Source organism: Mucilaginibacter sp. CAU 1740, from assembly GCF_039839285.1.
In the GTDB taxonomy this organism is placed as follows: domain Bacteria; phylum Bacteroidota; class Bacteroidia; order Sphingobacteriales; family Sphingobacteriaceae; genus Mucilaginibacter.
In genome coordinates this window covers 136,218-162,338 of sequence record NZ_JBDOQS010000003.1, presented here as the reverse complement: position 1 = coordinate 162,338, position 26,121 = coordinate 136,218, and the positions used below count along the sequence as shown (strand labels likewise).

The window sequence follows — 26,121 nt, the reverse complement described above, 5'->3', positions numbered from 1 at the left end:
TATGACCGGAAAATCGCCGCAGGAATCATACACCATCATGAACGAACTGGTATTGCCCAATGATACCAATACCTTAAACAACCTGATGGGGGGGCGCCTGCTGCATTGGATGGATATTGCCGCCGCTATTTCGGCACAAAAGCATTGCAACCGCATAGTGGTAACAGCATCGGTAGATAATGTATCCTTTAAAGCCCCAATTAAACTGGGCGATGTGGTGAGTATTGAAGCGAAAGTTACCCGCGCATTTACCACCTCGGTAGAGGTAAGGATGGACGTTTGGGCGCAAAATATCCCATCGGGTACCAAAGTAAAAAGTAACGAAGCTTATTACACCTTTGTTGCCCTTGATAAAGACGGACAGAAAACCGCTGTTGCAGAACTCATCCCCGAAACAGAAAAAGAACAGGCGTTATTTGAAGGCGCTCTTCGCCGCCGCCAGTTAAGGTTGATATTAGGTGGTAAAATGAACCCGAACGACGCTACAGAGCTAAAAGCGCTGTTTTATGGCGATGAACTGCCACCCAACCTGGGCGAAGAAATTAAGCAGTAACAAATTACCCGCCGCATGGTCTAAATGTTAACTAAACATTAAAACCACAGCCATGCGTTACTTTTTATGCTTTTTATTACCACCGCTTGCCATCCTTACTACCGGCAGGATAGGTGCCTTTATATTGAATATATTTTTAACCCTGTTTTTCTGGATCCCGGGAGTGATCCACTCTATACTGGTAACCAACGATTACTATGATGCCAAACGCCACAGGCAATTGATGAGGGCGACAAGAAGGGCGAGGTGGTAGGTTGGTGAGTAGTGGGTGGTTGATTAGGAGAGTGTTTGTCTGAACCGAGATTTGGGGAGATTTATAGGATTAAACAGGATTTCTGCTCGTCTCATGAAATCAAAACATAAAAAATCAGTGTAATCAACGTAATCATCCCCATCAACGGTTTATCTTTGCCGCTGTTTCATCAACGTAATCAAAATAATAAAGGGTGGGTAAACTATTAATTATCGACGACGAAGAACGCCTTCGTAACCTGTTAGCGCGTATTTTGCAGTTAGAAGGCCACGAAGTAATTACCGCGGGCACAGCTAAAGAGGGTTTGAAAAAACTACAGCAGGAAAGTGTACAGGTTGTTTTAAGCGATGTTAAACTGCCGGATATTGATGGTATTACCCTTTCTGAAACCATCAAGAAAAACTACCCCACTACCGAGATCATTGTACTTACTGCCTACGGTACTATAAACGATGGTGTAAAAGCCATTAAAGCAGGCGCGTTCGATTATATAACCAAGGGGGATGATAATGAAAAGATCATCCCGCTGGTAAGCAAGGCCATGGATAAGGCCATGCTGCAACAGCAGGTGATGGATTTGCAAAGCAAGCTGAATACCCGCTTCGGTTTCGACAGGCTGATAGGCAAATCGAACGCTATTACCGATGTTATTAAACTGGCGCAGAAGGTAGCCCTTACCGATACCACGGTTTTGTTGTTAGGCGAAACCGGTACCGGTAAAGAGATCTTTGCCGAGGCTATTCACCAGGCCAGTACCCGCAGCGCCAAATCGTTTGTGGCGGTAAACTGCAGCGCTTTTACTAAAGAATTATTGGAAAGTGAACTGTTTGGCCACAAGGCCGGTTCGTTTACCGGCGCTGTTAAAGATAAAAAAGGCCTGTTTGAAGAAGCCAACGGCGGTACCATATTTTTGGATGAAATAGGTGAACTTGATCATGATCTGCAAGCTAAACTGTTGCGCGTACTTGAATCGCAGCAATTCATCAAAATAGGGGATACCAAACCCACACAGGTTAACGTGCGCATCCTTGCGGCTACCAATCGCAATTTATTGGCTGAAAGTAACGAGGGGCATTTCCGCTCGGATCTGTATTATCGCCTTTCTGTTTTCCAGATCACGTTGCCAGCTCTGCGCGAGCGTAAAAAAGATATCAAGTTGCTGGCCGAATACTTTATGCAGCACTTCGCCTTAAAAGTGAAAAAGCAAGTAAATGTATTGAGCGATGAGTTTGTTGAAAAGCTGGAAGCTTACGCCTGGCCAGGTAATATCCGCGAGCTGAAAAACGTCGTGGAGCGTGCCGTGATCCTGACTGATAGTAATGTGCTTGATGAAAGTTTACTGCCTTACGAAGTTCAACAGCAACAGGTAAAAAGCGGCGCGCCTATTTCGGCATTTGATCTTTCTTCGGTAGAGAAGCTGCATATCCAGCGGGTGCTTAACCATACGCATGGCAATAGGGCAGAAGCAGCGCACTTATTAAATATTGGTGTGGCTACACTTTACAGGAAGCTGAAGGAGTATAATTTAGAATAAAAAGAAAAGAGTAGAAAAGACAAGAAGCAGACGCTCGGCTCCAGCCGAGTGTCGACTACCACACGGCCTCTGGCCGACTACTAATCGCAGGCCAGAGGCCTGAAAATAGTTGCCACTCGGCAGGAGCCGAGCGGCAGATTTTTTTTTATTAAGACTTACCTCTCTTCCTTCCCGATCGGCAAATCCCTTCTCGACCATTCGCTCCATGAGCCAACATACAATTTTGGCCCGGTAATACCCGCATAATCCAATCCCAACAAGGTATGGCAAGCCGTAACGCCCGATCCGCAATGGACCACTATCTGGTCATGCGCTACATCGCCAATAGCGGCATCATAAGCTTTGCGCAATTCATCTGCGGGTAAATACTTACCATCTGCATCCAAATTGTTAGTATAAGGAAGATTTAACGCGCCTGGAATATGGCCGGCGATCAGATCCAATGGTTCTGTCTGTCCTAAATAACGAGGTGTCTCACGCACGTCTATTACCACGCGTGATGGGTCTTTAGCTGCCTTGCCTGCTTCTTCGATCTCAACAGTATTAGCGTACTCATGCGTTACCGGGTATGGATCAACCGGGGTTGGCGCATAATCTTCGTTACTCAATTCAACACCTGCGGCTTTAGCCGCCTGTAAACCGCCATTCAAAACCTGCACATTTTCGTGACCGATAGCACGCAACATCCACCATAAACGTGATGCCGCGAACGCGCCTGATTTATCATCATAAACCACTACATGACTTGCAGGCGTAACTCCCCAGTTACCTAATTGTACAGCAAACTCCTGTATATTGGGCAACGGGTGACGGCCGCCATAAGCGGGATCTTCCGGTTTAGTGGTAAGGTGCTGGTCGAGGTCGGCGTAAACAGCGTTTTTGAGGTGACCGGCCAGGTAGCGCTGGTGTGAATCCTGCCCTGCACGGGCATCAATAAGAATAGTATCCTTGCCGGCCAAAGCCGGATCGTTGATTTCAATTAATGACGACATAGGTATATCTGGTATGTTATAATACCAAATATAGATACACCGCCCGTAGTTTTTGTAATTTACTGCACTATTTTGTTAGCGCAGTACGAGCTTGCAAAGGCCTCGGGTTTAGCTTTAAACACAAAGCCCATGCTCAGGATGTAACCCATAGCCTCGTGCAGGGCCGCGTTACTTTTAAACATCGGGTTGGTGTTGATATCGGCATGAACCTCAAGGTCAACATCGTACAGGTCAAGCAGATCGCAAAGCTTGTAGGCAATGTCGATCGATTTTTGTACTTCGCTCAGCATCCTTTCTTTGATGCTCATTTTTTGCGAGGTACGTTCCTGGTGGATGAACATAAAGGCACCACGTTTTTCGCGCAGAAAAACGATCACGGTAGCAAAATCCGTTACAGATCCTTTAACTTGCGAGTCGGTACCGATACATACTTTGAGCTTGTTGCCGAGAAGAGATTCGCGCTCGATTGCCTTTTCAACCTCTTCCATAATTGGCGATTGGATTACTTCGCCACTGAATTTTCTCCAGGTCATATAAAAGTTATTTAGGTAAATTTTGAATGACCTGTTTTACGGGTCTATAAAAATAAGCGATAAGCTTTCATATTAACGTAAATAACATGTGATTTATTTGTTAACATTTAGCTGATTGTTAACAGTTTGCGGGTTGGGAGGCTAAAGGGGAAAGGTCAAAGGCGAAAGGTAGAATTAGGAACTGGTCGAAGTTTAGCGCAGCGTAACTTCGTCCTAAACTAAAGCAAGCATTCTGCTTGCGAGGCATCAAAGCAAAAGCCTTATCATCTGCATCGAACTAACGGGAAAATTAAGCTGAAAGCTTAATACAGTTTAGGACGAAGTTACGCTGCGCTAAACTTCGACCAGGGATATCATTTTTTATCTTGATGCCCTACAACTTCTCCTTCGCGGCCAGCTCAATCGGCGTAACGTCAATCAACTCCAGTGATTTTACCATATCCTTAGTCCCGGTTTTGTATTTTTTAAAGTGGGGCGATTGTAAATGCGCCTTATAGGCCGCGGTATCAGCATAAATTTCAAAAACGGTGATATGTGCCGGATTGCTTTTATCGGCTACGGCATGCAAGGTTAATACGCCCGGTTCAACCTTAATGGCGGTTTGGATATGCTCCTTCAAAGCGGCAGTATAGCTGTCCAGTTGTGCAGGATCTATTTCTAATTTCGCTATATGTACAACCTGTCCGGTTTGTTGTTGGGCGGAAACATTTTGTAGCGATAGGATCATGACAAAAACTGTAATTAAGGTTAGTAATAGTGCTCTCATGTTTAATGGATTGGATATGTTATCAAATATCCCCATACCCACTTACAATATTGTTATATCAACTACTGATTTGCTTACCATTTTTACTGATTGCATTTAAATTATCAAAGCCTTAAAAACAGGTTGCTTAATTTTGACTTTATAAAACATCTAACAGAAACAAAATACATGGAAATTAAAAGAAACGGCTCGCAGCCTTCAGGCAAAGGGCCTGCCGAATATTTTACCGGAACTGTTCGCATCGATCCATTGATCAGCCCGCCCGAGCCATCACGCGTGGCCATGGCTTTAGTAACCTTCGAGCCGGGTGCACGTACAGCCTGGCATACGCATCCGTTTGGCCAAACATTAATTGTTACCGCGGGTGCTGGTTGGGTGCAACGCGAGGGCGATGCCAAACAAAATATTTACCAGGGAGATGTAGTTTATTTTCTGCCGAATGAAAAGCATTGGCACGGCGCTACCGATACTACAGCTATGAGCCATATCGCTATACAAGAGAAATTAAATGGATCGCCAGTTGATTGGATGGAGCAGGTGAGTGATGAGGATTTTAAGGGGTAAAACCACCATATAACCCATGTCATTGCGAGGAGGTACGACGAAGCAATCGCACGTTAGCATAGCCGCCCTGTATAGTGTGCGGTTGCCGCGCTACGCTCGCAATGACAAATGGTATGAGTAATCAACCTACTATCGCTCTAATCCTATCTTCAGCCTGCTGCACCAATTCGGCTACGGGAGTTTTACCTGGCTCAATAGGTTCAAGTACAGTCCATTTCATCGGTACAAAAGTATCCAGCGGATAAACACCGTAGCGCACCACCTTCCAGCTGTTTTCGATGGCAATAGGAACCAATAATGCATCGGGGCATTTTTTTAACAACATGGCCACTCCGGCAGACTGAAAAGGTCTCACCACGCCATCTTTTGACCGGGTGCCTTCCGGAAATATTACGGCCGACCAATTGTTAGTCTTCATCCTTTCGCCAAGCTTCATCAGTTCGGTCATTGATTGGCGGGGATCTTTACGGTCGATATTGGCACCGCCGCCGTGTTTCAGGTTATAGCTGATGGAAGGGATACCTTTGGTAAGCTCCACTTTCGAGATAAATTTAGCGTGGTATTTACGCAGGTGATAAATAAGCGGGGGGATATCCAGTAAGCTTTGATGATTGGAGATAAATATGATAGGCCTGCCAACAGGCAGATTTTGTTTGTTAATAAAGGTTACGGTATCGCCTATAACATAAAACGTACTATACAAACATAAATTAAGAAAGTCGACCACACGCTTGTGCGCCGCATATCCAAAAAAACGAAAACAAACCCATTGGATAGGTTGAAAAATAACCAATACCAAAAAAAATGCGATTATGGCAAAGGGCGACAGCAGATAGCCTATTAACTTTTTCATCAATAGCCAAAGTTATAGTTTTTTCAATAAAGCGGTAGTTTACAAACGGTTTTCTGTAAGTAGCAACTGCACTTTTAAAACCGCGGCCACGGTCATGGCGTCGGTTATTTCGCCATCGCAAACCATGCGGTACATTTCGGCAAAGGGCACTTTTTTGATAATGAGTTGCTCGGTTTCTTCGGGTTCGGCTTCAAACTGTGCAAGGCCACGGGCTAAGTATAAAATGCTCAACTCGTCGCTTACCGAATTGCTGAGGTGCAGGCGCTGGATCTCTGTCCACTGTGATGCTTTTAAGCCTGTTTCTTCCAATAGTTCACGTTTGGCAGATGCCAGTGGATCGGTGCCTTCCGGGCCGCCGCCTTCGGGCATTTCCCAGCTGTATTGGTTAAGCGTAAACCTGAATTGGCCTACCAGGTAGGTGTTCAGTTCGTCATCCAAAGGCAAAACTCCAATAGCCAGGTTTTTATAATGAACCTTGCCATAAATACCGGGATTGCCCGCTGGGTTGATCACTTGGTACTCGGTAACATTGATCCAGGGGTTATCATAAACGTTTTTTTCTGAAGTTATTTTCCAGGGATTGTCTTCGGGGTGATGCATGGTTTAAAAATACAGCATCACATGGGGTTTGGGAGAATTAAATTGAATTTTGACGGGTGAAGCGGTCGTGGAGATACGAACTTAGGGGAGGGGAGACAAGTGAAAAAGCATGGGGCAGTGCGATTCCCTCCCTTGGGAGGGTGTAGGGAGGGGTTTCTACGTTGTGCATAATCATTAGGCAGGGCGTAGAAACCCCTCCCTGCCACCGCACTTTCTAACGCGCCCCTCCCGAGGGAGGGAATTGAAAAAACTCCCCCAGCGGTCGTGTCTACACGACCGCTGGGGGAGTTTACGCCGCTGTAATACTCCGCTTCAACGTAAAGCAAAACGTACTACCCGAACCAATCTCGCTATCCACACTAATTTTCCCGGCCTGCGCCTCAATAAAATCTTTAGCTATCGCCAAACCTAACCCAGTACCAGCCTGCTCGGAAGATGCGTTAGGAACTTTAAAATAACGTTCAAACAATCGTGGCAAATATTGTTCTTCAATCCCCTTACCATGGTCGGTTACCGAAAATTCGATCTCATCGTTTTTGTGCTTTTTCACTGTCAACTCTACTACAGATTTTTCGTGGCTATATTTAATAGCGTTTGATAGCAGGTTAATCAACACCCAGGTAGTTTTATCCAGATCGGCATGCACTTTAGGTAGAGTTTCGTCACATTTTACTCTGATCTCTACTTGTTTTTGATCTGCAATAAATTTGATAGCTTTCACGGCGTAGTCCACAATGTTTTGTGGATGGGTACTACCGAAGTTGAGTTGCAGTTTACCGGTTTCTACCTGGGCCATATCCAGTAGCTCGCCGGTAATTAATAACAATCTGCGGGTATCATCATCTATATTGCTGATCAGCTGACGTTGCTCGGCGTTTACATCGCCAATACGCTCATCTTCCAAAAGCTTCAAACTCATTTTAATGGATGAGATTGGCGTTTTCAGTTCGTGCGATATGGTGGCGATGAAATTGGTTTTAGCCTCATCCAATTGCTGGTATTCGGTAACGTTTTTCAGGATGATCACCTTGCCTATCACCTTGTCTTTATTATTTACAGACAATGACTCGCGCGAGTAGAAACCCTCGTGGTTATCGGCAAATATGCGCAGTTTAGCTTGGTCGTTTACCAGTAGTTTGCGCATCAGGTCGTTCTCTAAGGCGATGTCGGGGGCATATTCGCCTGTTAACTGTTCTGCTTTCATACCTATTAGGTTACATGCTACCTGGTTGGCAAATATGATCACCTGTTTCTCATCCAGACCAATAATGGCATCCTGCATAGAGTTGATGATGGTTTCGATCCGTTTCTTCTCGAATAGGATACTTGCAAGGTTGCTATTCTCAAATTCGCCCAGTTTGCGGGTCATGTTGTTAAAAGCCTGTCCCAGTTCACCAAACTCATCGTCCGATTCAAAGTGGATCTGTTGGTGATAATCTTTGTTTGATACATCCCGGATGCGGGCGGTAAGCTCTTTAATTGGGTTAGCGATATACCCTGGAAAATTAACCGCGAAGCTGAAGGCCACCAGGAACAACAAGGCTCCAAAAAATGCCACCAGCCAGGTACCGCGTTTGGAGGTGGCACTGGCCACATCGTTTTTGTGGGATATGGCATCCATATTTACCCGCATAATACTGTACAGGTGCTGGTGCAGGCGTACCCTTAACTGGTTCAGGTCAGCCTCGTTCCCAGTAAAGTTTACCAGTTTATCTAAGGTAACTGTTGCCGAATCTGTAAACTGCTGCTCGCCAACCTCGGTAACGTTGCGCTGCTGCAAAGCCATATTTTTGTTAATGGTTTTAAGCTGTGCCTCCGAAAAACGACCAGAGCGCGAATCAACCGCTGTTAGTATATTTTGAACATACTGCACACTTTTATAATTGTCCTTCAATATGGCACCGGCATCGGCCGAGAGCCTGTTGAGGTAATATATCGACATTCCGCAGCAAATTAATGCCAGTGTGAACAGGAAGCCGATACCTGTGCGGAGTTTATTTTTAATGGTCATGGTTATGAAAGTATTACAAGGTCTATATCCGTTTTCGACATTTTATTTAGCAGCTGTGTAAACACGGCCGTTTTCATGATCAGCTGGTAAAATTTAAACCGCGGCTTGCCAATGCAAATCGTGGTAATATCATATTTTTCGGCCGTTTCCCAAATGGTGCGGGCCACATGGTCGTTTTTTATTTTGAGTACCTCGCCGCCCAGTTGCGTGGCCAGTTTCATATTATTGATGAGGTGCCTTTGCGCTGCTAAGTTAATCTTATCGCTGCTCTCGCGCGAGGTTTGTACATACAACAAATACCATTTGGAACGATAGTATGACGACAGCCTCGCCGTTTTGCGGATAATAACTTTTGCCGATTCATCATTAGTGCTGATACAGGCCAAAAACAATTCGGGCCGCAGTTTAATGGTTTTGGGCACTTCAATATCAATCTTCCGCTCAACCTGGTGGGCAACTTCGCGGAGGGCCAGCTCACGCAGCTGTAGTATTCGCTCTACCTGGAAAAAGTTGTTCAGTGCGGTAGGGATCTTTTTCTCATCGTAGATCTTGCCTTCTTTCAAACGCTCTATTAGTTCATCTGCAGTAAGGTCAATGTTTACCACCTCATCGGCCAGTTGCAAAACTTTATCAGGTACACGTTCGTGAATAGTTGCGCCGGTTATCCGCTCCACTTCCTCGTTCAAGCTTTCCATGTGCTGAATGTTCACGGCGCTAATTACGTTGATGCCTGCGTTCAATATCTCCAGTACGTCCTGCCAGCGTTTTTCGTTACTGCTGCCTTCAATATTGGTATGGGCAAGCTCATCAACAATAACCACCTCAGGGCGCAGGCTGATCACCGCTTTAAGGTCCATCTCCTCCAGTTCCTTCCCTTTGTAAAACAATCTCCGGCGCGGAATTACCGGCAATCCTTCCAGCAGGGCATGTGTTTCTTTACGGTTATGGGTTTCGATGTAACCAATTTTTACGTCGATACCGTTGCGCATCAGCGTTTGGGCCTCCTGCAACATGCGGTAGGTTTTGCCCACCCCGGCACTCATGCCAATGTACACTTTGAACTTACCCCGGCGCGATTTTTTGATCAGCTCCAGGAAATGCTCAACGGATTGCTCTTTGGTGTTTTCCATAACCCCTCTAAATCTTCCGCCAGTTGGCGGAGAGAGTTTAAATTTATTGATTTTATTTTTTGCTCTTAGTACTTCTGCCGCGGGTTTAGCGCAGCGTAACCCGTGGTGCGTAATAGCTAAAGTTTTCAACTTTAGTCCCCATTCTGCGCCGTTGTTGGTGTTGTCATCAATAACGGCAGGGGAGTGTAAGTTGAAAACTTACACCATAGTTCACCACGGGTTACGCTGCGCTAAACCCGCGGCAGATTGTTTTTATTTCTTCAATCCATCCAACGCCACATTCAACTTTAAAACGTTCACTTTAGCCGCACCAAACATGCCTAACAAAGGCTGCTCAGTATGTTCATCAACCAGTTTATTCAAAGCATCAACCGATAAACCACGAACTTTAGCTACACGTGCAACCTGCACCTTAGCACCTGCAGGCGAAAGGTCCGGATCCAAACCACTGCCCGAAGCTGTAACCAGTTCGGCAGGAATCTGTGAGCGGGTTACGCCGGGGTTGTGTTTCATGAAATCATCAATACGGCCTTCAACCTGTTTCAAATAATCAGGGTTTGAAGGGCCTTTGTTAGAGCCTCCCGAACCGGCAGCATTATAATCAACAGCCGATGGGCGGCCCCAGAAATATTCGTCTTTAGTAAATTTTTGACCGATGTTGGCGTAACCAACTACACGGCCTTTGTAAGTGATGGTTTCGCCATCGCCTTTGCCGGGGGTAAATTTACCGATGCCTGCAATGGCTAATGGATATATGCCGGCTGTTAATACAATAAGTATTAAAGTAAGCTTGATGGATGGCAACAAATAAGTTTTCATTTTATTTAATTTTTAAAGATGAGTTTAGGAACGTGGGGCTTGTATCGGATGGGAGTTAAAGCTTATCTGTCGCCTTAAATCCATACCCCACGTCCCCGGCTCTCTTTTAATTTTATATGAATAATGATACAGCTAAGTCAATCAGTTTAATGCCTATAAATGGTATAAGGATCCCGCCCAAACCGTAAATAAGCAGGTTACGGCGTAAAAGTGCGCTTGCGCCAATTGGTTTATATTCCACACCACGCAAGGCCAATGGGATTAGCATTGGAATAATGATGGCGTTAAATATCACTGCCGATAGTATGGCCGATTGCGGACTGTGAAGATCCATAATGTTCAGCGCCTTTAAAGCCGGCATTGATACCATGAACAGTGCAGGTACAATGGCAAAGTATTTAGCCACGTCGTTAGCTATACTGAAAGTGGTAAGCGTACCGCGGGTCATTAATAACTGTTTACCTATTTCTACTATCTCGATCAGTTTGGTTGGGTCGTTATCCAGATCCACCATGTTCCCGGCTTCTTTGGCCGCCTGGGTGCCGCTATTCATCGCCACGCCAACATCGGCCTGTGCAAGGGCGGGGGCATCATTTGTACCGTCGCCCATCATGGCTACCAGTTTACCGCCTTGTTGCTCCTTTTTAATGTAGTTCATTTTATCCTCGGGTTTGGCCTCGGCAATAAAATCATCTACACCGGCTTTTTCGGCAATAAATTTGGCAGTAAGTGGGTTATCTCCGGTTACCATTACGGTTTTAACACCCATTTTGCGCAGGCGTTCAAAACGTTCGGCAATACCGGTTTTGATGATGTCCTGCAGCTCGATCACACCCATTATCTTTTCGTTTTTGGAAACCACCAGTGGGGTACCACCATTTGATGAGATCTTTTTAACATTCTCTTCCACATCGGCAGGGAATGGGTTACCGGCTTTTAAAGCCATGTTACGGATAGAGTCAAATGCACCTTTACGGATGCGCAAACCATCCGGCGTATCCAAACCGCTTGAGCGGGTTTCCGCAGTGAATTTGATAAATACCGAATCGGCAGGGGCGTGAACTTTCAGTTTGTGGGCACCCACTTCAGCAAGCTCGACGATTGATTTACCTTCAGGGGTTTCATCAGCCAACGAACTCAATACGCAGGCCATCACAAATTCCTGCTCATCTACACCGCCTGCGGGGTAAAAGCTGGTGGCTTTACGGTTGCCAATGGTTATGGTACCGGTTTTATCCAGTAGCAGGGTGTCTAAGTCGCCCGCAGTTTCAACAGCTTTACCCGATTTGGTGATCACGTTGGCACGTAATGCCCTGTCCATCCCGGCAATACCGATGGCCGATAGCAGGCCACCGATAGTAGTTGGGATCAAACAAACAAACAACGATATAAAAGCGGCTATAGTAATAGGGGTATTAGAGTAATCGCCAAATGGTTTAAGGGTAACGCACACGATAACGAAGATGAGCGTAAAGCCAGCCAATAGGATAGTTAAAGCGATCTCGTTAGGGGTTTTCTGGCGAGATGCACCTTCCACCAACGCGATCATCTTATCCAAAAAGCTTTCGCCAGGTTGGGTAGTAACCATTACTTTGATCTTGTCAGACAAAACCTTGGTACCACCTGTTACCGATGATTTATCGCCGCCCGATTCACGGATCACAGGGGCCGATTCGCCTGTTATGGCCGATTCATCGATGGTTGCGATACCTTCGATGATCTCGCCATCAGTAGGGATGTTATCGCCGGTTTCGCAAATGAAGATGTCGCCTTTTTTTAGTTGGGATGACATCACCCTTTCTTCCTTGCCGTTAACCAGCAGGCGGGCAGGTGTTTCTTCGCGGGTTTTGCGCAAGCTTTCGGCTTGGGCTTTACCTCGTGCCTCGGCAATGGCCTCGGCAAAATTGGCGAACAATACGGTTAATAACAGGATAATAAATACGGTAAAGTTGTAGGCAAAACTGCCCTGGCCGTTATTGGTAAGCGAAAACACACTCACAATAAGCATTACAACGGTACCGATCTCCACGGTGAACATCACCGGGTTACGGAACAGGGCGCGTGGGTTTAGTTTGATGAAGGATTGCTTTAAAGCCTCCTTCATCTGATCGCCCTGGAACAATGTATTTTGATTTGAGTTCATGATTATTTAAGTGAAAAATGTTCAGCAATCGGACCTAACGCTAATGCCGGGAAGAATGACAGAGCCGCGATAATCACAATCACCGCGAAGATCATCACCCCAAAAGTTGAGGTATCGCTCTTCAATGTACCGGCCGACTCAGGGATATATTTCTTATTAGCCAACAAACCCGCAATAGCCAGCGGACCGATAATCGGCAGGAACCTGCCAAGTATCATCACAATACCGGTAGTATAGTTCCAGAAAATATTACCATCGCCCAAACCTTCAAAGCCGGATCCGTTGTTGGCTGCCGATGAGGTGTACTCGTACAACATCTCCGAAAAACCATGTGTGCCCGGGTTATTTAACCATCCCGATGGTTTAACAGCCCAATCGGCACCGGCTACGTTAACCACAAAATATGATGATATGGCCAAACCTACCAGGATAATAAAGGGGTGCAACAGGGCAATCAATGAAGCAATCTTCATTTCGCGGGCTTCTATCTTTCGGCCTAAAAACTCCGGCGTACGGCCAACCATTAATCCGGATATAAATACCGCTACGATGATGAATATGTAGAAGTTAAGGAAACCTACGCCACAACCACCATAAAAGCAGTTGATCATCATACCCAGCATCATCATGGTACCCGAAACCGGCATAGCGCTGTCATGCATTGAGTTTACCGAACCTGTAGAGATAACGGTGGTCATGATACTCCAGTAAGCCGAGTTAGCAGGGCCAAATCTTACTTCTTTGCCTTCCATAGCGCCGGTTGGCTGACTGATGCCCATTTTAGCGATGGCCGGGTTACCGTTTAGTTCGGCGTTCATGGTTGGGATGAGTAGCATCAGCATACCCAGCGTCATCACGCCGAATATTACGTACGAGAATTTCTTTTTATTGAGATAGAAACCTAAAGCAAATACCAAAGCGATTGGAATAACACATTGTGCTACCAGCTCGACGGTATTGGTTAAGTAGTTAGGGTTTTCGATAGGGTGAGCGGAGTTAGCACCGAACCAACCGCCGCCGTTTGTACCTAAGTGCTTGATAGCAACGAGAGCAGCAACCGGTCCGCGGGATACGTGGACGGTATCGCCTTGCATGCTGATAAAAGTGTCTTTACCGGCATAGCTGGTGGTCATGCCGTTAAAGGCGAAGATCACGGCTATTACAAACGAGATAGGCAACAATACACGGGTTATTGATTTAACAAAGTACTCCCAAAAGTTACCCAGTTTATCGGTAACCTTATCTTTCATCGCCCTGAACACTACCACCAAAGCAGCAATGCCAGTAGCGGCCGAAACAAAGTGCAGGAACATAAACACAAAGTGCTGTGTAAAGTAAGTAGCACCGCTTTCGCCCGAGTAATGTTGCAGGTTACAGTTAACCAAAAAGCTGATGGCGGTATTAAAAGCAGTATCAGCCGATTGACCGGCGTTACCATCGGGGTTAAGCGGCAAATGGCCTTGAGCCATCAGGCAAACAAAAGCATATATTAACCAAACGCTGTTAATGGTAAGCAGGGCCAGCAGGTGCTGTTTCCAATTCATTTCGCGTTTGGTATCAATACCGCTGAAGCGGAAAATGAGGCGATCAAGCGGGGCCATAAAATCGAGCCAGGTTTTCTCGCCCTTAAATACCTTAGCCATGTAGCGGCCAAGGGGAATGGCGATGGCTAAGGTGAGCAGGTAGGTGAAAATTACACCCGTTAGTTCAGTGTTCATAGTTTAATTTTAAAAATTTTCGGGTTTGAGGAGTACGTACACCATGTAAATGAACACGGCTATTGCTACGATGAATAATGCTGCCATGGGGTTAAATTTTTTCGAAGTAGGTTACCGATTTAAAAAAGATCCAGAATACCACTACAAATGTGGCCAGGTAAGCGATTGTGAGTAAAGCATCCATTTTTTACGTGTTTTTGCAAAGGGCTTTGCGAAGGGGATGCCAAGAAAGTATTGATCTATATAAATAATTGATTGTTAGTTATTTATATAGATTTTGAGCTGGGTTTTTATTTATTTAAGCCGAATTGACCTATCATTTTGATAGGTGATTATCAAAGTGGGATTTAGTTTTGGCTTATAGGAACGTTTTGATACCTTCGGTTACTTAAATCTTATTTGATATGTGACACTGCGCCTCGTTACACCATATCACCAACATTATCTTTTTAAAAATAGCCGATAATTTAAACAATGTCTACCTTTTTGGCATCGCCAAATCGACATATAGAGTTCAGCATGACACCCTTTTTTAACTTGTTATTGGTAGCGCAGCGCTGCGGTAATATATTTTAATATCCCGCTGCAGATAAATTTACTGCACAAACTCATCAAAAGCAGCCTTGGCTATCTTGGCAACAACCTCATCTCGCTTATCATCCGGCAAATAAGAATCAGACACAAAAATAGCGATAGCCAAATGCTTACCATTAGGTAAAGTGATCACCCCAACATCATTAGTCGCGGGCGATAAGCCTTTTTCGTCAGTTCCTGAAGTACCGCTGCGGTGGGCAATAACTGTTCCCGAGGGCAACAGTCCCTGTATTCTTTTAGGTGCTACAAAGGTGTGTTCCATCAGGTTGATGAGCATTTTGGTTCCTGAAGCAGATAGAAGCTTGCCTTGGTAAAGCACGCTTAATAATTGAACCTGTGCAGATGGTTTACTCCAGTTTCGGTATTGAAGGCTCCAATCGGCATTCATTTGTGTTTCATCGCCCACTATCATGATATCGATAACACCAACGCCATGAATATCGGCAGTTATTTTTTGCGGTCCGCCGAGTGTGCGCATGAGGATATCGCAGGCGTTGTTATCGCTCAGCGTTACCATATCAGTAAGCATTTCCCTTATCGAAACTTTTTGGTTACCGTTGGGATATTTCTCCAGCAAGGCGCTCACAGTTTTGCGGAGGTCTTTTTTAGTTACCAGGATTTTATCATCCAGATTCAATCTACCTTTTTCAACCGCGCGCAGAATTGATACGGCGATGGGGAATTTGAATACACTTTGCATAGGGTACCGTGCATCGGCATGATAACTTAGCGTATCACCGCTTTCCAGTATCTTGATGGATATCCCGACTTTTCCTTTTGATGATGCCGCAATAGTGGCGATCTCCTCCCGCATCTTACTATGCCCCTTGATTTGGGCGAAGCCAGTGTCTGCAACCAAACAAAAACCGGTTATAATGAGCGCACAACGCAACACGCGCCTAAAGCTTATGGATGGATTTATCTTCATTTACTATTTATCCGGCAGGCATTGTAAGTATGCCCGGGATACAGCAAATTTGATAAATAAATCCTAAACGGCTAATCCCTATTATATGCTCAATTCACTTTTTGAGCGCTCATTTTCAAACAGCTCCAAAACCTCATCCCAATTGTGAACGCGTACGTGTTGGTGCTCATGCTTGTTGTGGTGGGCGTTAAACATGATGGCTTTGCCGGGGCAAAAGTCAAGATTTTTGCAGTGGTCGTCGATCATGTAATCGGTGTTGATAATGCTTTTATCGCCGCATAGCACCACATTGCGCCAGCTGATGAATGGGAAATGCTCTTTCAACCATTCCAGTTTTTCGAATAATGACAGCGGGAACTCAGTGGCAGCCGAAACGATGTACACCTCGTAATCCTCCATCAGTTTTTTAACCGCCTCGATAGCACCGGGCATTAAAGGAAGATCACGGAAAAAGCCGGGCATATTTAATGAGGCTTTGGTTATCGCATCCAATGGAAAAGCCTCGGCGTGCGATAGGCCCTGGATGGCCTCGAGCGTTGTGGTTACGCCATATTGCTGCTCGTAGTATTTAATGAGCTGCGGTTCAACATCGGCAATTACGCCGTCCATATCAATGGCTATTGTTTTCTTTGCTTGCGTTTTCATGCAACAAAGCAAAACATATTTGCAATATTTTGCAAATTAATTATAAATTTGCACAACATTGCAAACATGGTAAGAGAAGAAAGATTACAGATCATACTGGATCACGTATCAAAAGATAACAGGGTTTTGCTAACCGAGCTGAGCGAAAAACTCAATGTATCTGAAGATACCATACGCCGCGACATCAAAGTACTGGCCGATCAAAAGCTGCTAACCGCTGTACGCGGCGGCGCGGTTGCCCACTCCCCTATCCCGCACCATTACCGGGCAAGGGAGCAGCATGATGTGGCCTCAAAAAAAGTAATTGCATCAAAAGTGTTAAGCTTTTTGAAAGACGGACAAGTAGTGATCTTTGACGGTGGAACCTCGACCCTGGCCGTAGCTCAAAGCTTGCCTGACGATCTGCGCATTACCGTTGTTACCAATAGTTTTCCGGTAGCGAATGCTTTGGAAGACCATCCAACTGTTGAAGTGATCTTCGCAGGCGGCAGGTTATTCAAATCATCATTCACCACCATCGGGCACGAAACTATTGCCGCTTTCCGCAACATCCGTGCAGATCTTTGCATTTTCGGTATCTGTAGTGTACACCCCACTATTGGTATTACCACCCGCGATTACGAGGAAGCTGAACTTAAAAAAACGATGCTCGAGATCTCCAAAGAAACCATCGCCCTATCAACCCACGAAAAAATAAACACTGCCGATCCTTATTACATAGGGCCGGTAACCCAACTGGGCACTATCATCACCGATATCTGCCCGCATAATGAACAACTCGCCGCCTATCATGAGGCTGGCATTAATATTTTATAATATCCCCTAAAAACGTGAAAAAAAGCTTACTACCCCTAACCCTTGGCGGCCTCGGCATTGGCACTACCGAATTTGTGATGATGGGCATGCTGCCAGATATAGCTAAAGATTTTAATACAAGCATTCCCGTGGCCGGTCACCTGATCTCGGCCTACGCTTTGGGTGTGGTTATTGGTGCGCCACTATTGGTGGCCTTTACCAGCAGTTATCCTCCTAAAAAAATACTAACCGCGTTGATGATCATTTTTACGGTTTTCAACGCGTGTTCGGCCTTTGCACCTAACCACTATGTGTTGCTGTTTGCCAGGTTACTGGCAGGCTTGCCGCATGGCGCATTTTTCGGCGTAGGATCGGTAGTGGCAGTGCGTCTTGCCGATAAAGGGAAACAGGCGCAGGCCATATCTATCATGTTTGCCGGGCTTACCATTGCCAACCTGCTTACCGTTCCGTTGGGCACTTATATCGGTCATCATTATTCGTGGCGTTATGCTTTTGGGATGATCGCCTTTATCGGTTTACTAACGCTAACCTTTATCCAGCTTTGGCTTCCGGCATTGAAACCTAATAACAGCGGGAATATCCGCTCGGAACTCACTTTTTTCAAAAAGAAGGAAGCCTGGCTTATCATCGGTCTTACAGCTATAGGTACCGGCGGCCTGTTTGCATGGATCAGCTACATTGCCCCACTCATGACGGATGTTTCCAAATTCCCGGCCAGTAGCGTGCCTTATGTGTTGATTTTGGCGGGTTTGGGTATGGTAGTAGGCAACTTCTTCGGTGGTAAACTGGCTGATAAGGTAGCACCTGTTAAAGCTTGTTTGATATTGATGATCACCATGGCTATATCGCTTACTATTATCTTCTTTGTATCCGAAAATCAGATCCTATCGTTAGTGATGACATTTATAACCGGGGCATTGTCCATGTCTATCGGTTCGCCGATACAAACGTTGATGATCAATACCGCCAAAGGTGCCGAAATGCTTGGCGCGGCGGCTACACAGGCTGCTTTTAATATAGGCAACGCCTTGGGCGCTTTTTTGGGTGGATTACCTATTGCATGGGGATTGGGCTTTACCTCGCCCGAAATTGTTGGGGTGATCATGGCGTTAGCCGGCGCAGTGCTGGCTTTAACGCTGAGCAGGCAAAAGGTAGAGACAGGTGAAAGTGAGGTGGTGTTGGCAGGGGACTGATAACTTTCCCTTTATGGTGAGTTGTCGTGAAGCATTATTTAATTGCACTGTTTTTGTCTGAACTCGAATTTATGGAATTTTGGGAATTTTTCGAATTTGCCTGGCATTCTGTCTATTAATTCAATTCCCCAAATTCGAGTTCAGACAAAAAAAGCGACAAGTAGGCGTGAGAAAACAATGAGCCAGCGGTGTTTACAATTTCCCAAACATCTCCTCTATCGCCTTAGTCCGATAATCAAATATGCCCTCAACTTTCCCTTTAACCAAAACTGCGTTAGCAAACCTGCCTATTGGTCCGTATGGAATGGCATAATGCAGCAGATCAGTCATGTGTACACCACCATCAATTGCCTTAAAGTGGTGCTGGTGATGCCACAATGCATATGGGCCGAAACGTTGCTCATCAACAAAATACTTTTTATCATCTACGTGGGTGATCTCCGTCATCCAATCCAATTTGATGCCTAACAACGGCGATATTTTGTAGGTGATGATCATGCCCGCGTACATTTTTGTATCCGCGGTATAATCAGATGTTACTACAAACTTCATATCGTTTGGGGTGATCTTGGCCAGGTTTAAGGGCGACGAAAAGAAATCCCAAGCCTGATAAAGACTGATGGGTATATTTTGCTCTCTTTTTAAAAGGTATGTTTTCACAATGTGGTAACAGAGATCGATGACTAAATGTTGTTCTAAAGCAATAATAAAAGCAGTAATTCGGCTCTAATCGAATGATGGCTACCGGACTCTCTAATCTCCTTAACTTAAGGCAATCCCTCAGAGAGGGAACAGGTTTGTAGCAAAATGTTCCTTTAGATTAGCCGTGCCAGAGGTACGAAACATCGGCGGTGGTCTACCTCTGGCACACAAAAAATGCATTCATTTTATTTCTACAAACCTTTTGCACCTCTGGTGCAGCCTTGCAGATCTCTTAATGAGATTGCTCAAGGTGAAAGGACCGCCAGCCTAACGTCCTATAACTTTCAGAGGCCTCGAGTTTACTTACTCTCAATGATATAGGGCGGATTAAAACAACCCAAAAGTATCTCGCATCCAATGCCCTTCCTGCATTACATAATCCATCGGTACTTCGTGGCCAAGATCCTTAAACACCATGATCTTTTTGTTTTTGGCCGGGATATTATTATAAAACGCGAACTCGTTATTAGGCGGAGCTAAGTGATCTAACAAACCAACACCAACCAATATCGGCGCTTTAATATTGGGGGCGAAGTTCTTGATATCGTAGTAATCCAGGTTATCCAATATCTTATCAAAGCTCAATCCCGGTTTTTCAGATGCGTACTTTTTAAAATCATAAATAGGCCATTCGGCAGATCCTACCAAATTGCGGATATCACCCAAAATAGGGTTTTGTGCCGATGCGATATTGATCCGGCTATCTAAACTGGCCAGCGCGGCAACTAAATATCCACCCATACTACCGCCTGATATTTCAATTCGGTTATGGTCCAGTTCGGGGCGGGAGTAAATAAAGTCGATCACCCGGATGCAATCCATAATGGCGCCGCGCATTACGTATTTATTTTTATCCTCAACATTAAGGGTGATGTAATCCTCGCGTTTGGTGTGGATCACATCGCGGCTGTTGCCTTGTCCGCGAACGTTAAGGGTAATTACGGCAATATCCTCATCCGGGCCAAACATCGGCATTAAATTAACCTGGTAGCCGGGTAAGCCAACCAATACTGAAAACTTACGGCCTTTTGGTCCGGCTTTAGGAATGGTAAGCCAGCCGCGGATCACGATATTGTCCAGCGATCGCATTTCGATGAGGTAAGCCAGGCGGTTATCCTTTTCCATTTCGGGCTTTTCGGTCATCTTAAAATCGGGCTTTACTGCTGCAAGCTGATCTTTGGCGGTTTGCCAGAAAGCGTCGAAATCGGCAGGACGGCTATGGTTTGAGCGGATCTCCTGCGGGCGGATGCCGAATACCCTACGTGTGGTATCGTCATAATCGCTCACATTGATCATGAAGTTGATCTTATAAAAACCGGGCTTCATGGCCGGGATATTGAAGTTGTAGCTATTGCTGCCTCGGGCGGATATCTTAACCTTTACCGAATCTTTAGCTACCAATACACCGGTTGGCGTGGTAACCCGGTACGATACCTTACCTTCCTGCACGGTATTGTAGGTGTTTTTTACATCGAAGGTGTAAGAGGCGTTGTTGCTGAAAAGCGCGTCTTTACTGCGCGGGGTAAGCGTGGTGCTCACTTCTTCGTCGTTAGCAACTTTGTGCAAAATAGGTTTAACTGCAGCATGTAACATGCCTGTACACAATAGCGCAGCGCCAACCAATAGGGCTTTAGGGGATTTAATAACGTTCACAATAAAAAGGGGATGATAAGGCTAAAGTACAAAAAAATTATCGGGTATCTATACGGTAATTAAGTGAGGCTGAAACGCTTGATCCTGCGCCGGTGTTCCTGCCGGTAATAAAATGACCACCGGTTAAAAACAGCGAAAGGTTTTTGGTAAACGAATGCCCGTAACTAAATGATACCTGGTTAAAGGCAAAGTTTTTACTGGCGCTCGGGTTCACGTTAAAATCTTTATTGATACTGCTTGCATAAAAACCGCCAAAGCTTAATGAGATCTGCTCCTTGAATTTTTTATCCAACGTTAAGCCGTAAGTGGCGTTATACCTATCCTGGAAAACGGCTTCGTAGCCAAAATATTCGCGCACGCCGTTCTCCAAAATAAAGAACGAGTTTTTACCAAACAAGTGCCCGCTGCCCGCGAAGGCCAGTTTAATTTCGCCGCCTTTTTGGTTGTAGCCCAAAGTGGTATTGGTGTACATTGGTAAAATGGCGGTAGCTTTTATACTGAAATAGTATTTGTAATTGATATTGGCCAGGTAGTACCTGATACCCACTTCCAGATCCTGGAAACCAGAGCTTTTAAACGTACCCTGGTCGCTGCTGAAATTGTTCATTACATAGGGCGCAAGTACCGACAAGGTAAACTTACGACTGATACCATATTCTGAATAAAGAGAGTAACTCCAGGATGTGAATTTTCCGTTATCATCAAAGGATCCTTTATGGCTATTGGCATCCCAGGCCTTATTAGCAAAAAAGTAAGTTGCCGATGGGGACAGCGAGATTCGCCCCGGCCTCACCGGGAAACCATCTGCAAAACTCTCGCGCACAAAAAGTGAACAAAGGAGGGCAGGGGTGAGTATATATTTTAATAAAGTAGTTTTTAGGGTCATACTATAATAGGCTTAAAATCGTGCTAAAATAATCCAAATGTGTCGCGCATCCACCGGCCCTCGTAGTCTTTATAAACCTGGCTTACTTCGTGGGCAAGGTTTTTAAATACCAATACGCGTTTTTCGGTATGTAACGAGTTATATACAGAGTAACCGTTGCTTGGTGGTACGTATGGGTCCAAAAGGCCTAAACCCAGTATGGTTGGGCATTTTATCGTTGTGGCGAAATTTTTGGTATCGTAATAATCAAGGTTGTTCAGCACCTGGTCGAAGGTTACGCCGGGCTTGCCCAATACGTATTTTTTGATATCGTTAATAGGCCACTCTACAGCGCCTACCAAATTTCGGATATCGCTCATGATAGGGTTTTGAGCCGAACAAAGGGTAATCCGGTGATCTAATCCAGCTAACGCGATAGACAGGTATCCACCCATACTACCACCGGTAGCTAAAATTTCATCATGCCTTAAATTGGGCTGGGCATATATAAAATCGACCGCACGAACGCAATCCATGATCACGCCGCGCATTACGTATTTGTTTTTATCCTCGATGTGGTACGAGATAAAGGCGTCGCGCTCGGTGTGGATCACATCGCGGCTGGTGCCTTGCCCGCGGGTGTTTAAGGTGATGATCACCAGGTCGGGGTCAAGACCAACGATTGGGTATAACTTAACCTGGTAGCCGGGCAAACCTAAAAGTACCGAAAATTTCTTGTCTTTATTTTTGCTGATGGGCACCGTCATGTAACCGCGGATGGTGAGGTTATCGAGCGATTTCATTTCTATCTCGTACACCTTGCGGTTATCGGTGTTCATTTCGGGTCTTTCGGTGATTTTGTAGTTGGGTTTTACCTTGGCCAGTTCATCTTTAGCAGTTTGCCAAAACTGATCGAAATCGGCAGGTTTAGCGTATTGCGATTTAATTTCATCGGGCCTGATGCCAAAAGCGCGACGGGTGGTATCGTCATAATCGCTTACATTGATCATCATATTGAGCTTATAAAAGCCAGTTTTTAATCCCGGAATATCGAAATCAAATTTGGTGGTGCTTTTTTTGCCGAGGTTAACATCTTTTGATAGCGTTTTAACCGTCTGCCCCTTTTCGGTAGTGAGCACGTACGAGATGGTGCCTTCCTGGTTGGTATCGTAATTGTTTTTTACCTCAAAGCTGAATGATGCTGTAGAACCAAAAGAACCATCCTTGCTTTTAATGTTAAGTGCTGTTGAAACCTCATCCTCGCTGTTGGTTTTTTCCTCAGTCTCCGTAGTGTCTTTTTCTGTTTTAACTTCGGAGTTGTGTTGGGCCAATGCCGGGGTAGCTGCAAATAAAAGCAGTGTTCCAAAAGTTATAAGCAGTAATTTGTTCAAATTCTTCACCATCAAAAAATATAGTTAAGCCTTAATTTTTGCCGATTCATTTTCGGGGTTACGTGCTTTATTCTTGATCAGGAAATCAGATTTACGGATATAATGGTTTAGTGGTTCCTCAATCAGTTTAAACAGCGTAACTGAAATGATATTTAAAACGATGAACGCGTATAAAAGGTTCAGACTATCGTACTCAAACGGCGAATGCCAATCTACACCCCATTTGTCGTATAATTCAAAAACGTGATCGTTAAGGCTGTTCATGCCCTCGTGAATATAGTTGTACATGTAGCCCAAATGGATGAGGTAAAATATGTACGAGCTTTTGCCCAATAACTCAATAAACGGATGCGATAAAAACTTTTTAAGCAGGGTAGTTTCGGTAAGTAGGCCGTAAAAGAACACTGCTATTGAGATAGCCAACAAATAGTTGTTAGTAACAATCCCCCAAGGGTTATGCAAACCGGCCTCATATCCTTGCGGGATGGTAAGGGTAGACATGATCCAGACACAAAAGAAGATCAACCCGAAACCCAGGTAAGTAAACTTCTTTTTGCTCGTCCCGTCCAGCTTTTGTTTACGAACTATCAGGGCCAGTTGAATGCCCGCGAAAAACTCAAAACATCTACCTAAAAAGGTATAAAGCATCATGAATGTGAAATTGCCAAAAAAGCCAAACCAATCAATATGGCTAAAAACCAGCACTAACAAAACGCCCAAACCCGTAACTGCTATAGGCTGGATATAAAATTTTTTGTATTTGGTTGCGATGAGGAATATGAAAGGCGCCGAAAAGTAAAAGCATTCCTCCACCGTAAGCGACCAGCCTTGGGCTATCCCCGTAAACTTAAACTGATCAAAAAATCCCCGAAGGAAAACAATATTCAGCCCAAACATCATGGCCGGGTTCTGGCCTGCTGTTACCGTTTGGTTTTGCGTAAAATGATATGCTATGAACGCGCCAACAGTTAATATGGCGTACATGGGGTAAATACGCGCCACCCGGTTTTTCAGGTATTGCTTAAACCAATCTTTAGTAAGCTTAAAACTATCAAAATACCTGAAAGCGATCAAAAAGCCCGATAACACAAAGAAAATAGTTACCCCGATGTGAAACTCGTTGAAGAACCGTTGCACAGAGTGGGGAAATTTTTCATCAAATACATATGAAAAATGCGATATAAAAACCAGGTATGCCGCCATTGCCCTAACCCCTGTTAAAGCCGGAATGTAATTGGATTGCGCTCTTTGTGACAAAACTAACGTGTTTTAACTTTTAGATCAATTTACTTATACGCAAATTAAGGCAAAAGGGATACCAATTGTATAGAGGTAACAGTTGTGAAAGTTGCAGTTTTTAGTAGCAGTAGCAGTTCGAAGTGGGAAGGGGATTTGCTTATTCGTTAAGTGGTTTTTGGGATTACACCGATTGGGTTTTGATTACACCGATTTTGTCTGAACCGGGATTTGGTGGATTTTTAGGATTGATGTATTCAGTTGTAGCTTGTGGTCGGTGTTTTCACCGCACCACTTTCATCGGCTATTGTTTTCGTTTCAAAGGGCGTAAGTCGTGTGGTATGGTGAAAACACCGACCACAGGCTGATTAAAAAAGGGTGTCATGCTGAGCTTGTCGAAGCATGGTGGGCAGGGCCTTTACGCGCGAACCTTCGACAAGCTCAGGATGACAGGCCATCCCGCTTAATGTCATATATCCTTCAGAGGCCTCGGCTTTTGCCTACTCGCAATGACTTGTTTTAGAGATGCTTTACAGCGCGCTCCCCTGCACCACGCCCTTGCTCAAAATCCTTTGATCAATAAAATACTGGATCTCAGATTTTTTCAAACCCCAGTTAGGTGCGATAAGCAGTTCACGATCACTTAAGCCAAATAGGCGCTGGATCACGATATCCGGACGGACAAGCGGAAGCAACTCGCACAAAAAGTCGGCATACTCTTCAATGCTGAACAGGTGGAAAGGTTCGCGTTTGTATTTAACGCCCATCACCGAGCCTTCAACAATGTGCAGGTGGTGGAATTTTACAAATTTTATTTGCGGGAAACGGTTTATTTCGTCGGCATATTTCAGCATCATTTCTTTAGTTTCCCAGGGGAAGCCGAAAATGGTATGCACGCAGATATCCAGTTTGGAGTTCTCAACAAGTTTAAGGGCTTTTATCAACTCTTCGTGGCTACAGCCGCGGTTGATCTGATTGAGGGTATCGTTATAGATACTTTCCATGCCCATTTCCAGGTCTACATCAAAACGGTCGGTATAGCTTTCAAGCAGGGCTATCTTTTCGGCGTCGATACAATCGGGGCGGGTACCTACCGATAGGCCAACAATATCTTCGGTGCCGTAGCTCAGCGCCTCGTCGTACATCATTTTAAGGTAATGCGCCGGGGCGTAGGTATTGGTATTGGGCTGAAAGTAAATGATAAACTTATCGGCCTTGTTGCCTTTGCGTGCGCGCTCCATGCCTTCTTCAACCTGCTGGCGAACAGTAGGGGCATTCCTGCTAACCGATGGGGTAAACGAATCAACATTGCAATAAGTACAACCACCATAACCTTTTGATCCATCGCGATTGGGGCAGGTAAAGCCGCCATCAACAATTACTTTAAAAACGCGATGGCCTTTGTATTTTTCTTTAAGCCAGGGCCCGTAGTTGTTATAGCCTTTTTCCCAGGTTGTTGTTATTTGCTGCTCCACTGTTACTTTAATTTCGCCTGTAAGGGTGCAAAGATAGTGATTTTTGGCGAGGCTGATATTTTGGAACTAGCACAACATAAATTGATTTTAAAACCAGTGTCAAATAAAAAGTCCTATGCCAACGCATGGGGCTTTTTGTTTATGTTTTGACTGT

The 26,121-nt window shown here is 45.0% G+C and carries 23 protein-coding genes and 1 pseudogene; 6 read left to right on the top strand and 18 right to left on the bottom strand.

What is annotated here, in order from left to right:
* Window position 1: 1 nt before the first annotated feature.
* The 3 genes and pseudogenes from AAFN85_RS08225 to AAFN85_RS08215 all read left to right on the top strand — a co-directional run bounded on the left by AAFN85_RS08225 (window position 2) and on the right by AAFN85_RS08215 (window position 2,340).
* Window positions 2-553 carry an acyl-CoA thioesterase gene (locus AAFN85_RS08225; RefSeq protein WP_347526653.1) on the top strand — a complete coding sequence of 184 codons (552 nt, stop codon included), beginning with the start codon at window positions 2-4 and terminating at the stop codon, window positions 551-553.
* Window positions 554-605: 52 nt separating this feature from the next.
* Window positions 606-731: pseudogene (locus tag AAFN85_RS08220) on the top strand (YqaE/Pmp3 family membrane protein); the annotation flags it as partial.
* Between the two features lie 268 nt (window positions 732-999).
* On the top strand, window positions 1,000-2,340 hold the full coding sequence (locus tag AAFN85_RS08215) for a sigma-54 dependent transcriptional regulator (protein WP_347526652.1): 1,341 nt from the start codon (window positions 1,000-1,002) through the stop codon (window positions 2,338-2,340).
* A 155-nt stretch (window positions 2,341-2,495) separates the two neighbouring features.
* Here the strand turns inward: AAFN85_RS08215 and AAFN85_RS08210 are convergent, their stop codons facing one another.
* From AAFN85_RS08210 to AAFN85_RS08200, 3 genes are all read right to left on the bottom strand, one after another.
* Window positions 2,496-3,332: a sulfurtransferase gene (locus tag AAFN85_RS08210; protein ID WP_347526651.1), complete on the bottom strand. Its 837-nt coding sequence runs from the start codon at window positions 3,330-3,332 to the stop codon at window positions 2,496-2,498.
* Window positions 3,333-3,391: 59 nt separating this feature from the next.
* A complete protein-coding gene (locus AAFN85_RS08205; protein WP_022834144.1) occupies window positions 3,392-3,865 on the bottom strand; it encodes a ribonuclease H-like YkuK family protein in 474 nt (157 codons plus the stop codon).
* Between the two features lie 373 nt (window positions 3,866-4,238).
* Window positions 4,239-4,631 carry a putative quinol monooxygenase gene (locus AAFN85_RS08200; RefSeq protein ID WP_347526650.1) on the bottom strand — a complete coding sequence of 131 codons (393 nt, stop codon included), beginning with the start codon at window positions 4,629-4,631 and terminating at the stop codon, window positions 4,239-4,241.
* A gap of 168 nt (window positions 4,632-4,799) precedes the next feature.
* On the opposite strand from AAFN85_RS08200, the gene AAFN85_RS08195 reads away from it, so the two are divergent.
* On the top strand, window positions 4,800-5,195 hold the full coding sequence (locus AAFN85_RS08195; RefSeq protein WP_347526648.1) for a cupin domain-containing protein: 396 nt from the start codon (window positions 4,800-4,802) through the stop codon (window positions 5,193-5,195).
* A gap of 121 nt (window positions 5,196-5,316) precedes the next feature.
* On the opposite strand, the gene AAFN85_RS08190 is transcribed toward AAFN85_RS08195, so the two are convergent.
* The 9 genes from AAFN85_RS08190 to AAFN85_RS08150 form a co-directional block, all read right to left on the bottom strand.
* The gene (locus AAFN85_RS08190) at window positions 5,317-6,048 is read right to left on the bottom strand and encodes a lysophospholipid acyltransferase family protein (protein ID WP_347526647.1); all 732 of its coding nucleotides are present in this window, start codon (window positions 6,046-6,048) and stop codon (window positions 5,317-5,319) included.
* Between the two features lie 39 nt (window positions 6,049-6,087).
* Complete coding sequence (locus AAFN85_RS08185) at window positions 6,088-6,648, bottom strand: NUDIX hydrolase (RefSeq protein ID WP_347526646.1); 561 nt, start codon at window positions 6,646-6,648, stop codon at window positions 6,088-6,090.
* Window positions 6,649-6,937: 289 nt separating this feature from the next.
* Window positions 6,938-8,659: an ATP-binding protein gene (locus AAFN85_RS08180; protein WP_347526645.1), complete on the bottom strand. Its 1,722-nt coding sequence runs from the start codon at window positions 8,657-8,659 to the stop codon at window positions 6,938-6,940.
* 2 nt (window positions 8,660-8,661) lie between these two features.
* The gene (locus AAFN85_RS08175) at window positions 8,662-9,789 is read right to left on the bottom strand and encodes a sensor protein KdpD (protein WP_347526643.1); all 1,128 of its coding nucleotides are present in this window, start codon (window positions 9,787-9,789) and stop codon (window positions 8,662-8,664) included.
* A gap of 252 nt (window positions 9,790-10,041) precedes the next feature.
* The gene (locus tag AAFN85_RS08170; RefSeq protein ID WP_347526641.1) at window positions 10,042-10,608 is read right to left on the bottom strand and encodes a K(+)-transporting ATPase subunit C; all 567 of its coding nucleotides are present in this window, start codon (window positions 10,606-10,608) and stop codon (window positions 10,042-10,044) included.
* Window positions 10,609-10,720: 112 nt separating this feature from the next.
* On the bottom strand, window positions 10,721-12,751 hold the full coding sequence (gene kdpB, locus AAFN85_RS08165; protein WP_347526640.1) for a potassium-transporting ATPase subunit KdpB: 2,031 nt from the start codon (window positions 12,749-12,751) through the stop codon (window positions 10,721-10,723).
* Window positions 12,752-12,753: 2 nt separating this feature from the next.
* Window positions 12,754-14,469, bottom strand: a complete 1,716-nt coding sequence (gene kdpA, locus AAFN85_RS08160; protein WP_347526639.1) for a potassium-transporting ATPase subunit KdpA — start codon at window positions 14,467-14,469, stop codon at window positions 12,754-12,756.
* A 595-nt stretch (window positions 14,470-15,064) separates the two neighbouring features.
* On the bottom strand, window positions 15,065-15,991 hold the full coding sequence (gene bla / locus AAFN85_RS08155) for a class A beta-lactamase (RefSeq protein ID WP_347526637.1): 927 nt from the start codon (window positions 15,989-15,991) through the stop codon (window positions 15,065-15,067).
* An 81-nt stretch (window positions 15,992-16,072) separates the two neighbouring features.
* On the bottom strand, window positions 16,073-16,636 hold the full coding sequence (locus AAFN85_RS08150; protein WP_347526636.1) for a 5'(3')-deoxyribonucleotidase: 564 nt from the start codon (window positions 16,634-16,636) through the stop codon (window positions 16,073-16,075).
* Window positions 16,637-16,702: 66 nt separating this feature from the next.
* On the opposite strand from AAFN85_RS08150, the gene AAFN85_RS08145 reads away from it, so the two are divergent.
* Window positions 16,703-17,452, top strand: a complete 750-nt coding sequence (locus tag AAFN85_RS08145; RefSeq protein WP_347526634.1) for a DeoR/GlpR family DNA-binding transcription regulator — start codon at window positions 16,703-16,705, stop codon at window positions 17,450-17,452.
* A gap of 14 nt (window positions 17,453-17,466) precedes the next feature.
* Window positions 17,467-18,645: an MFS transporter gene (locus tag AAFN85_RS08140; protein ID WP_347526633.1), complete on the top strand. Its 1,179-nt coding sequence runs from the start codon at window positions 17,467-17,469 to the stop codon at window positions 18,643-18,645.
* Between the two features lie 192 nt (window positions 18,646-18,837).
* On the opposite strand, the gene AAFN85_RS08135 is transcribed toward AAFN85_RS08140, so the two are convergent.
* The 6 genes from AAFN85_RS08135 to AAFN85_RS08110 all read right to left on the bottom strand — a co-directional run bounded on the left by AAFN85_RS08135 (window position 18,838) and on the right by AAFN85_RS08110 (window position 25,967).
* Window positions 18,838-19,305 carry an SRPBCC family protein gene (locus tag AAFN85_RS08135; protein ID WP_347526632.1) on the bottom strand — a complete coding sequence of 156 codons (468 nt, stop codon included), beginning with the start codon at window positions 19,303-19,305 and terminating at the stop codon, window positions 18,838-18,840.
* Window positions 19,306-19,674: 369 nt separating this feature from the next.
* Window positions 19,675-21,000 (bottom strand): acetylxylan esterase, encoded by a 1,326-nt coding sequence (locus tag AAFN85_RS08130; RefSeq protein ID WP_347526630.1) that lies wholly within the window; start codon window positions 20,998-21,000, stop codon window positions 19,675-19,677.
* A gap of 37 nt (window positions 21,001-21,037) precedes the next feature.
* Window positions 21,038-21,886, bottom strand: a complete 849-nt coding sequence (locus tag AAFN85_RS08125) for a hypothetical protein (protein ID WP_347526629.1) — start codon at window positions 21,884-21,886, stop codon at window positions 21,038-21,040.
* A 23-nt stretch (window positions 21,887-21,909) separates the two neighbouring features.
* The gene (locus tag AAFN85_RS08120) at window positions 21,910-23,268 is read right to left on the bottom strand and encodes an acetylxylan esterase (protein ID WP_347526628.1); all 1,359 of its coding nucleotides are present in this window, start codon (window positions 23,266-23,268) and stop codon (window positions 21,910-21,912) included.
* Between the two features lie 12 nt (window positions 23,269-23,280).
* Entirely contained in the window at window positions 23,281-24,513 is a 1,233-nt protein-coding gene (locus AAFN85_RS08115) for an acyltransferase (protein WP_347526627.1), read from the bottom strand.
* A 509-nt stretch (window positions 24,514-25,022) separates the two neighbouring features.
* Complete coding sequence (locus AAFN85_RS08110) at window positions 25,023-25,967, bottom strand: TIGR01212 family radical SAM protein (protein WP_347526625.1); 945 nt, start codon at window positions 25,965-25,967, stop codon at window positions 25,023-25,025.
* Window positions 25,968-26,121 lie beyond the last annotated feature (154 nt).

Excerpts from the sequence above, each read along its gene's own strand:
- kdpA (WP_347526639.1), bottom strand. The coding sequence starts at position 14,469 with ATGAACACTGAACTAACGGGTGTAATTTTCACCTACCTGCTCACCTTA.
- AAFN85_RS08200 (WP_347526650.1), bottom strand. The coding sequence starts at position 4,631 with ATGAGAGCACTATTACTAACCTTAATTACAGTTTTTGTCATGATCCTA.
- AAFN85_RS08205 (WP_022834144.1), bottom strand. The coding sequence starts at position 3,865 with ATGACCTGGAGAAAATTCAGTGGCGAAGTAATCCAATCGCCAATTATG.
- AAFN85_RS08180 (WP_347526645.1), bottom strand. The coding sequence starts at position 8,659 with ATGACCATTAAAAATAAACTCCGCACAGGTATCGGCTTCCTGTTCACA.
- AAFN85_RS08145 (WP_347526634.1), top strand. The coding sequence starts at position 16,703 with ATGGTAAGAGAAGAAAGATTACAGATCATACTGGATCACGTATCAAAA.
- AAFN85_RS08190 (WP_347526647.1), bottom strand. The coding sequence starts at position 6,048 with ATGAAAAAGTTAATAGGCTATCTGCTGTCGCCCTTTGCCATAATCGCA.
- AAFN85_RS08225 (WP_347526653.1), top strand. The coding sequence starts at position 2 with ATGACCGGAAAATCGCCGCAGGAATCATACACCATCATGAACGAACTG.
- AAFN85_RS08125 (WP_347526629.1), bottom strand. The coding sequence starts at position 21,886 with ATGACCCTAAAAACTACTTTATTAAAATATATACTCACCCCTGCCCTC.
- AAFN85_RS08210 (WP_347526651.1), bottom strand. The coding sequence starts at position 3,332 with ATGTCGTCATTAATTGAAATCAACGATCCGGCTTTGGCCGGCAAGGAT.
- bla (WP_347526637.1), bottom strand. The coding sequence starts at position 15,991 with ATGAAGATAAATCCATCCATAAGCTTTAGGCGCGTGTTGCGTTGTGCG.
- AAFN85_RS08120 (WP_347526628.1), bottom strand. The coding sequence starts at position 23,268 with ATGGTGAAGAATTTGAACAAATTACTGCTTATAACTTTTGGAACACTG.
- AAFN85_RS08170 (WP_347526641.1), bottom strand. The coding sequence starts at position 10,608 with ATGAAAACTTATTTGTTGCCATCCATCAAGCTTACTTTAATACTTATT.
- AAFN85_RS08195 (WP_347526648.1), top strand. The coding sequence starts at position 4,800 with ATGGAAATTAAAAGAAACGGCTCGCAGCCTTCAGGCAAAGGGCCTGCC.
- AAFN85_RS08175 (WP_347526643.1), bottom strand. The coding sequence starts at position 9,789 with ATGGAAAACACCAAAGAGCAATCCGTTGAGCATTTCCTGGAGCTGATC.
- AAFN85_RS08185 (WP_347526646.1), bottom strand. The coding sequence starts at position 6,648 with ATGCATCACCCCGAAGACAATCCCTGGAAAATAACTTCAGAAAAAAAC.
- kdpB (WP_347526640.1), bottom strand. The coding sequence starts at position 12,751 with ATGAACTCAAATCAAAATACATTGTTCCAGGGCGATCAGATGAAGGAG.
- AAFN85_RS08150 (WP_347526636.1), bottom strand. The coding sequence starts at position 16,636 with ATGAAAACGCAAGCAAAGAAAACAATAGCCATTGATATGGACGGCGTA.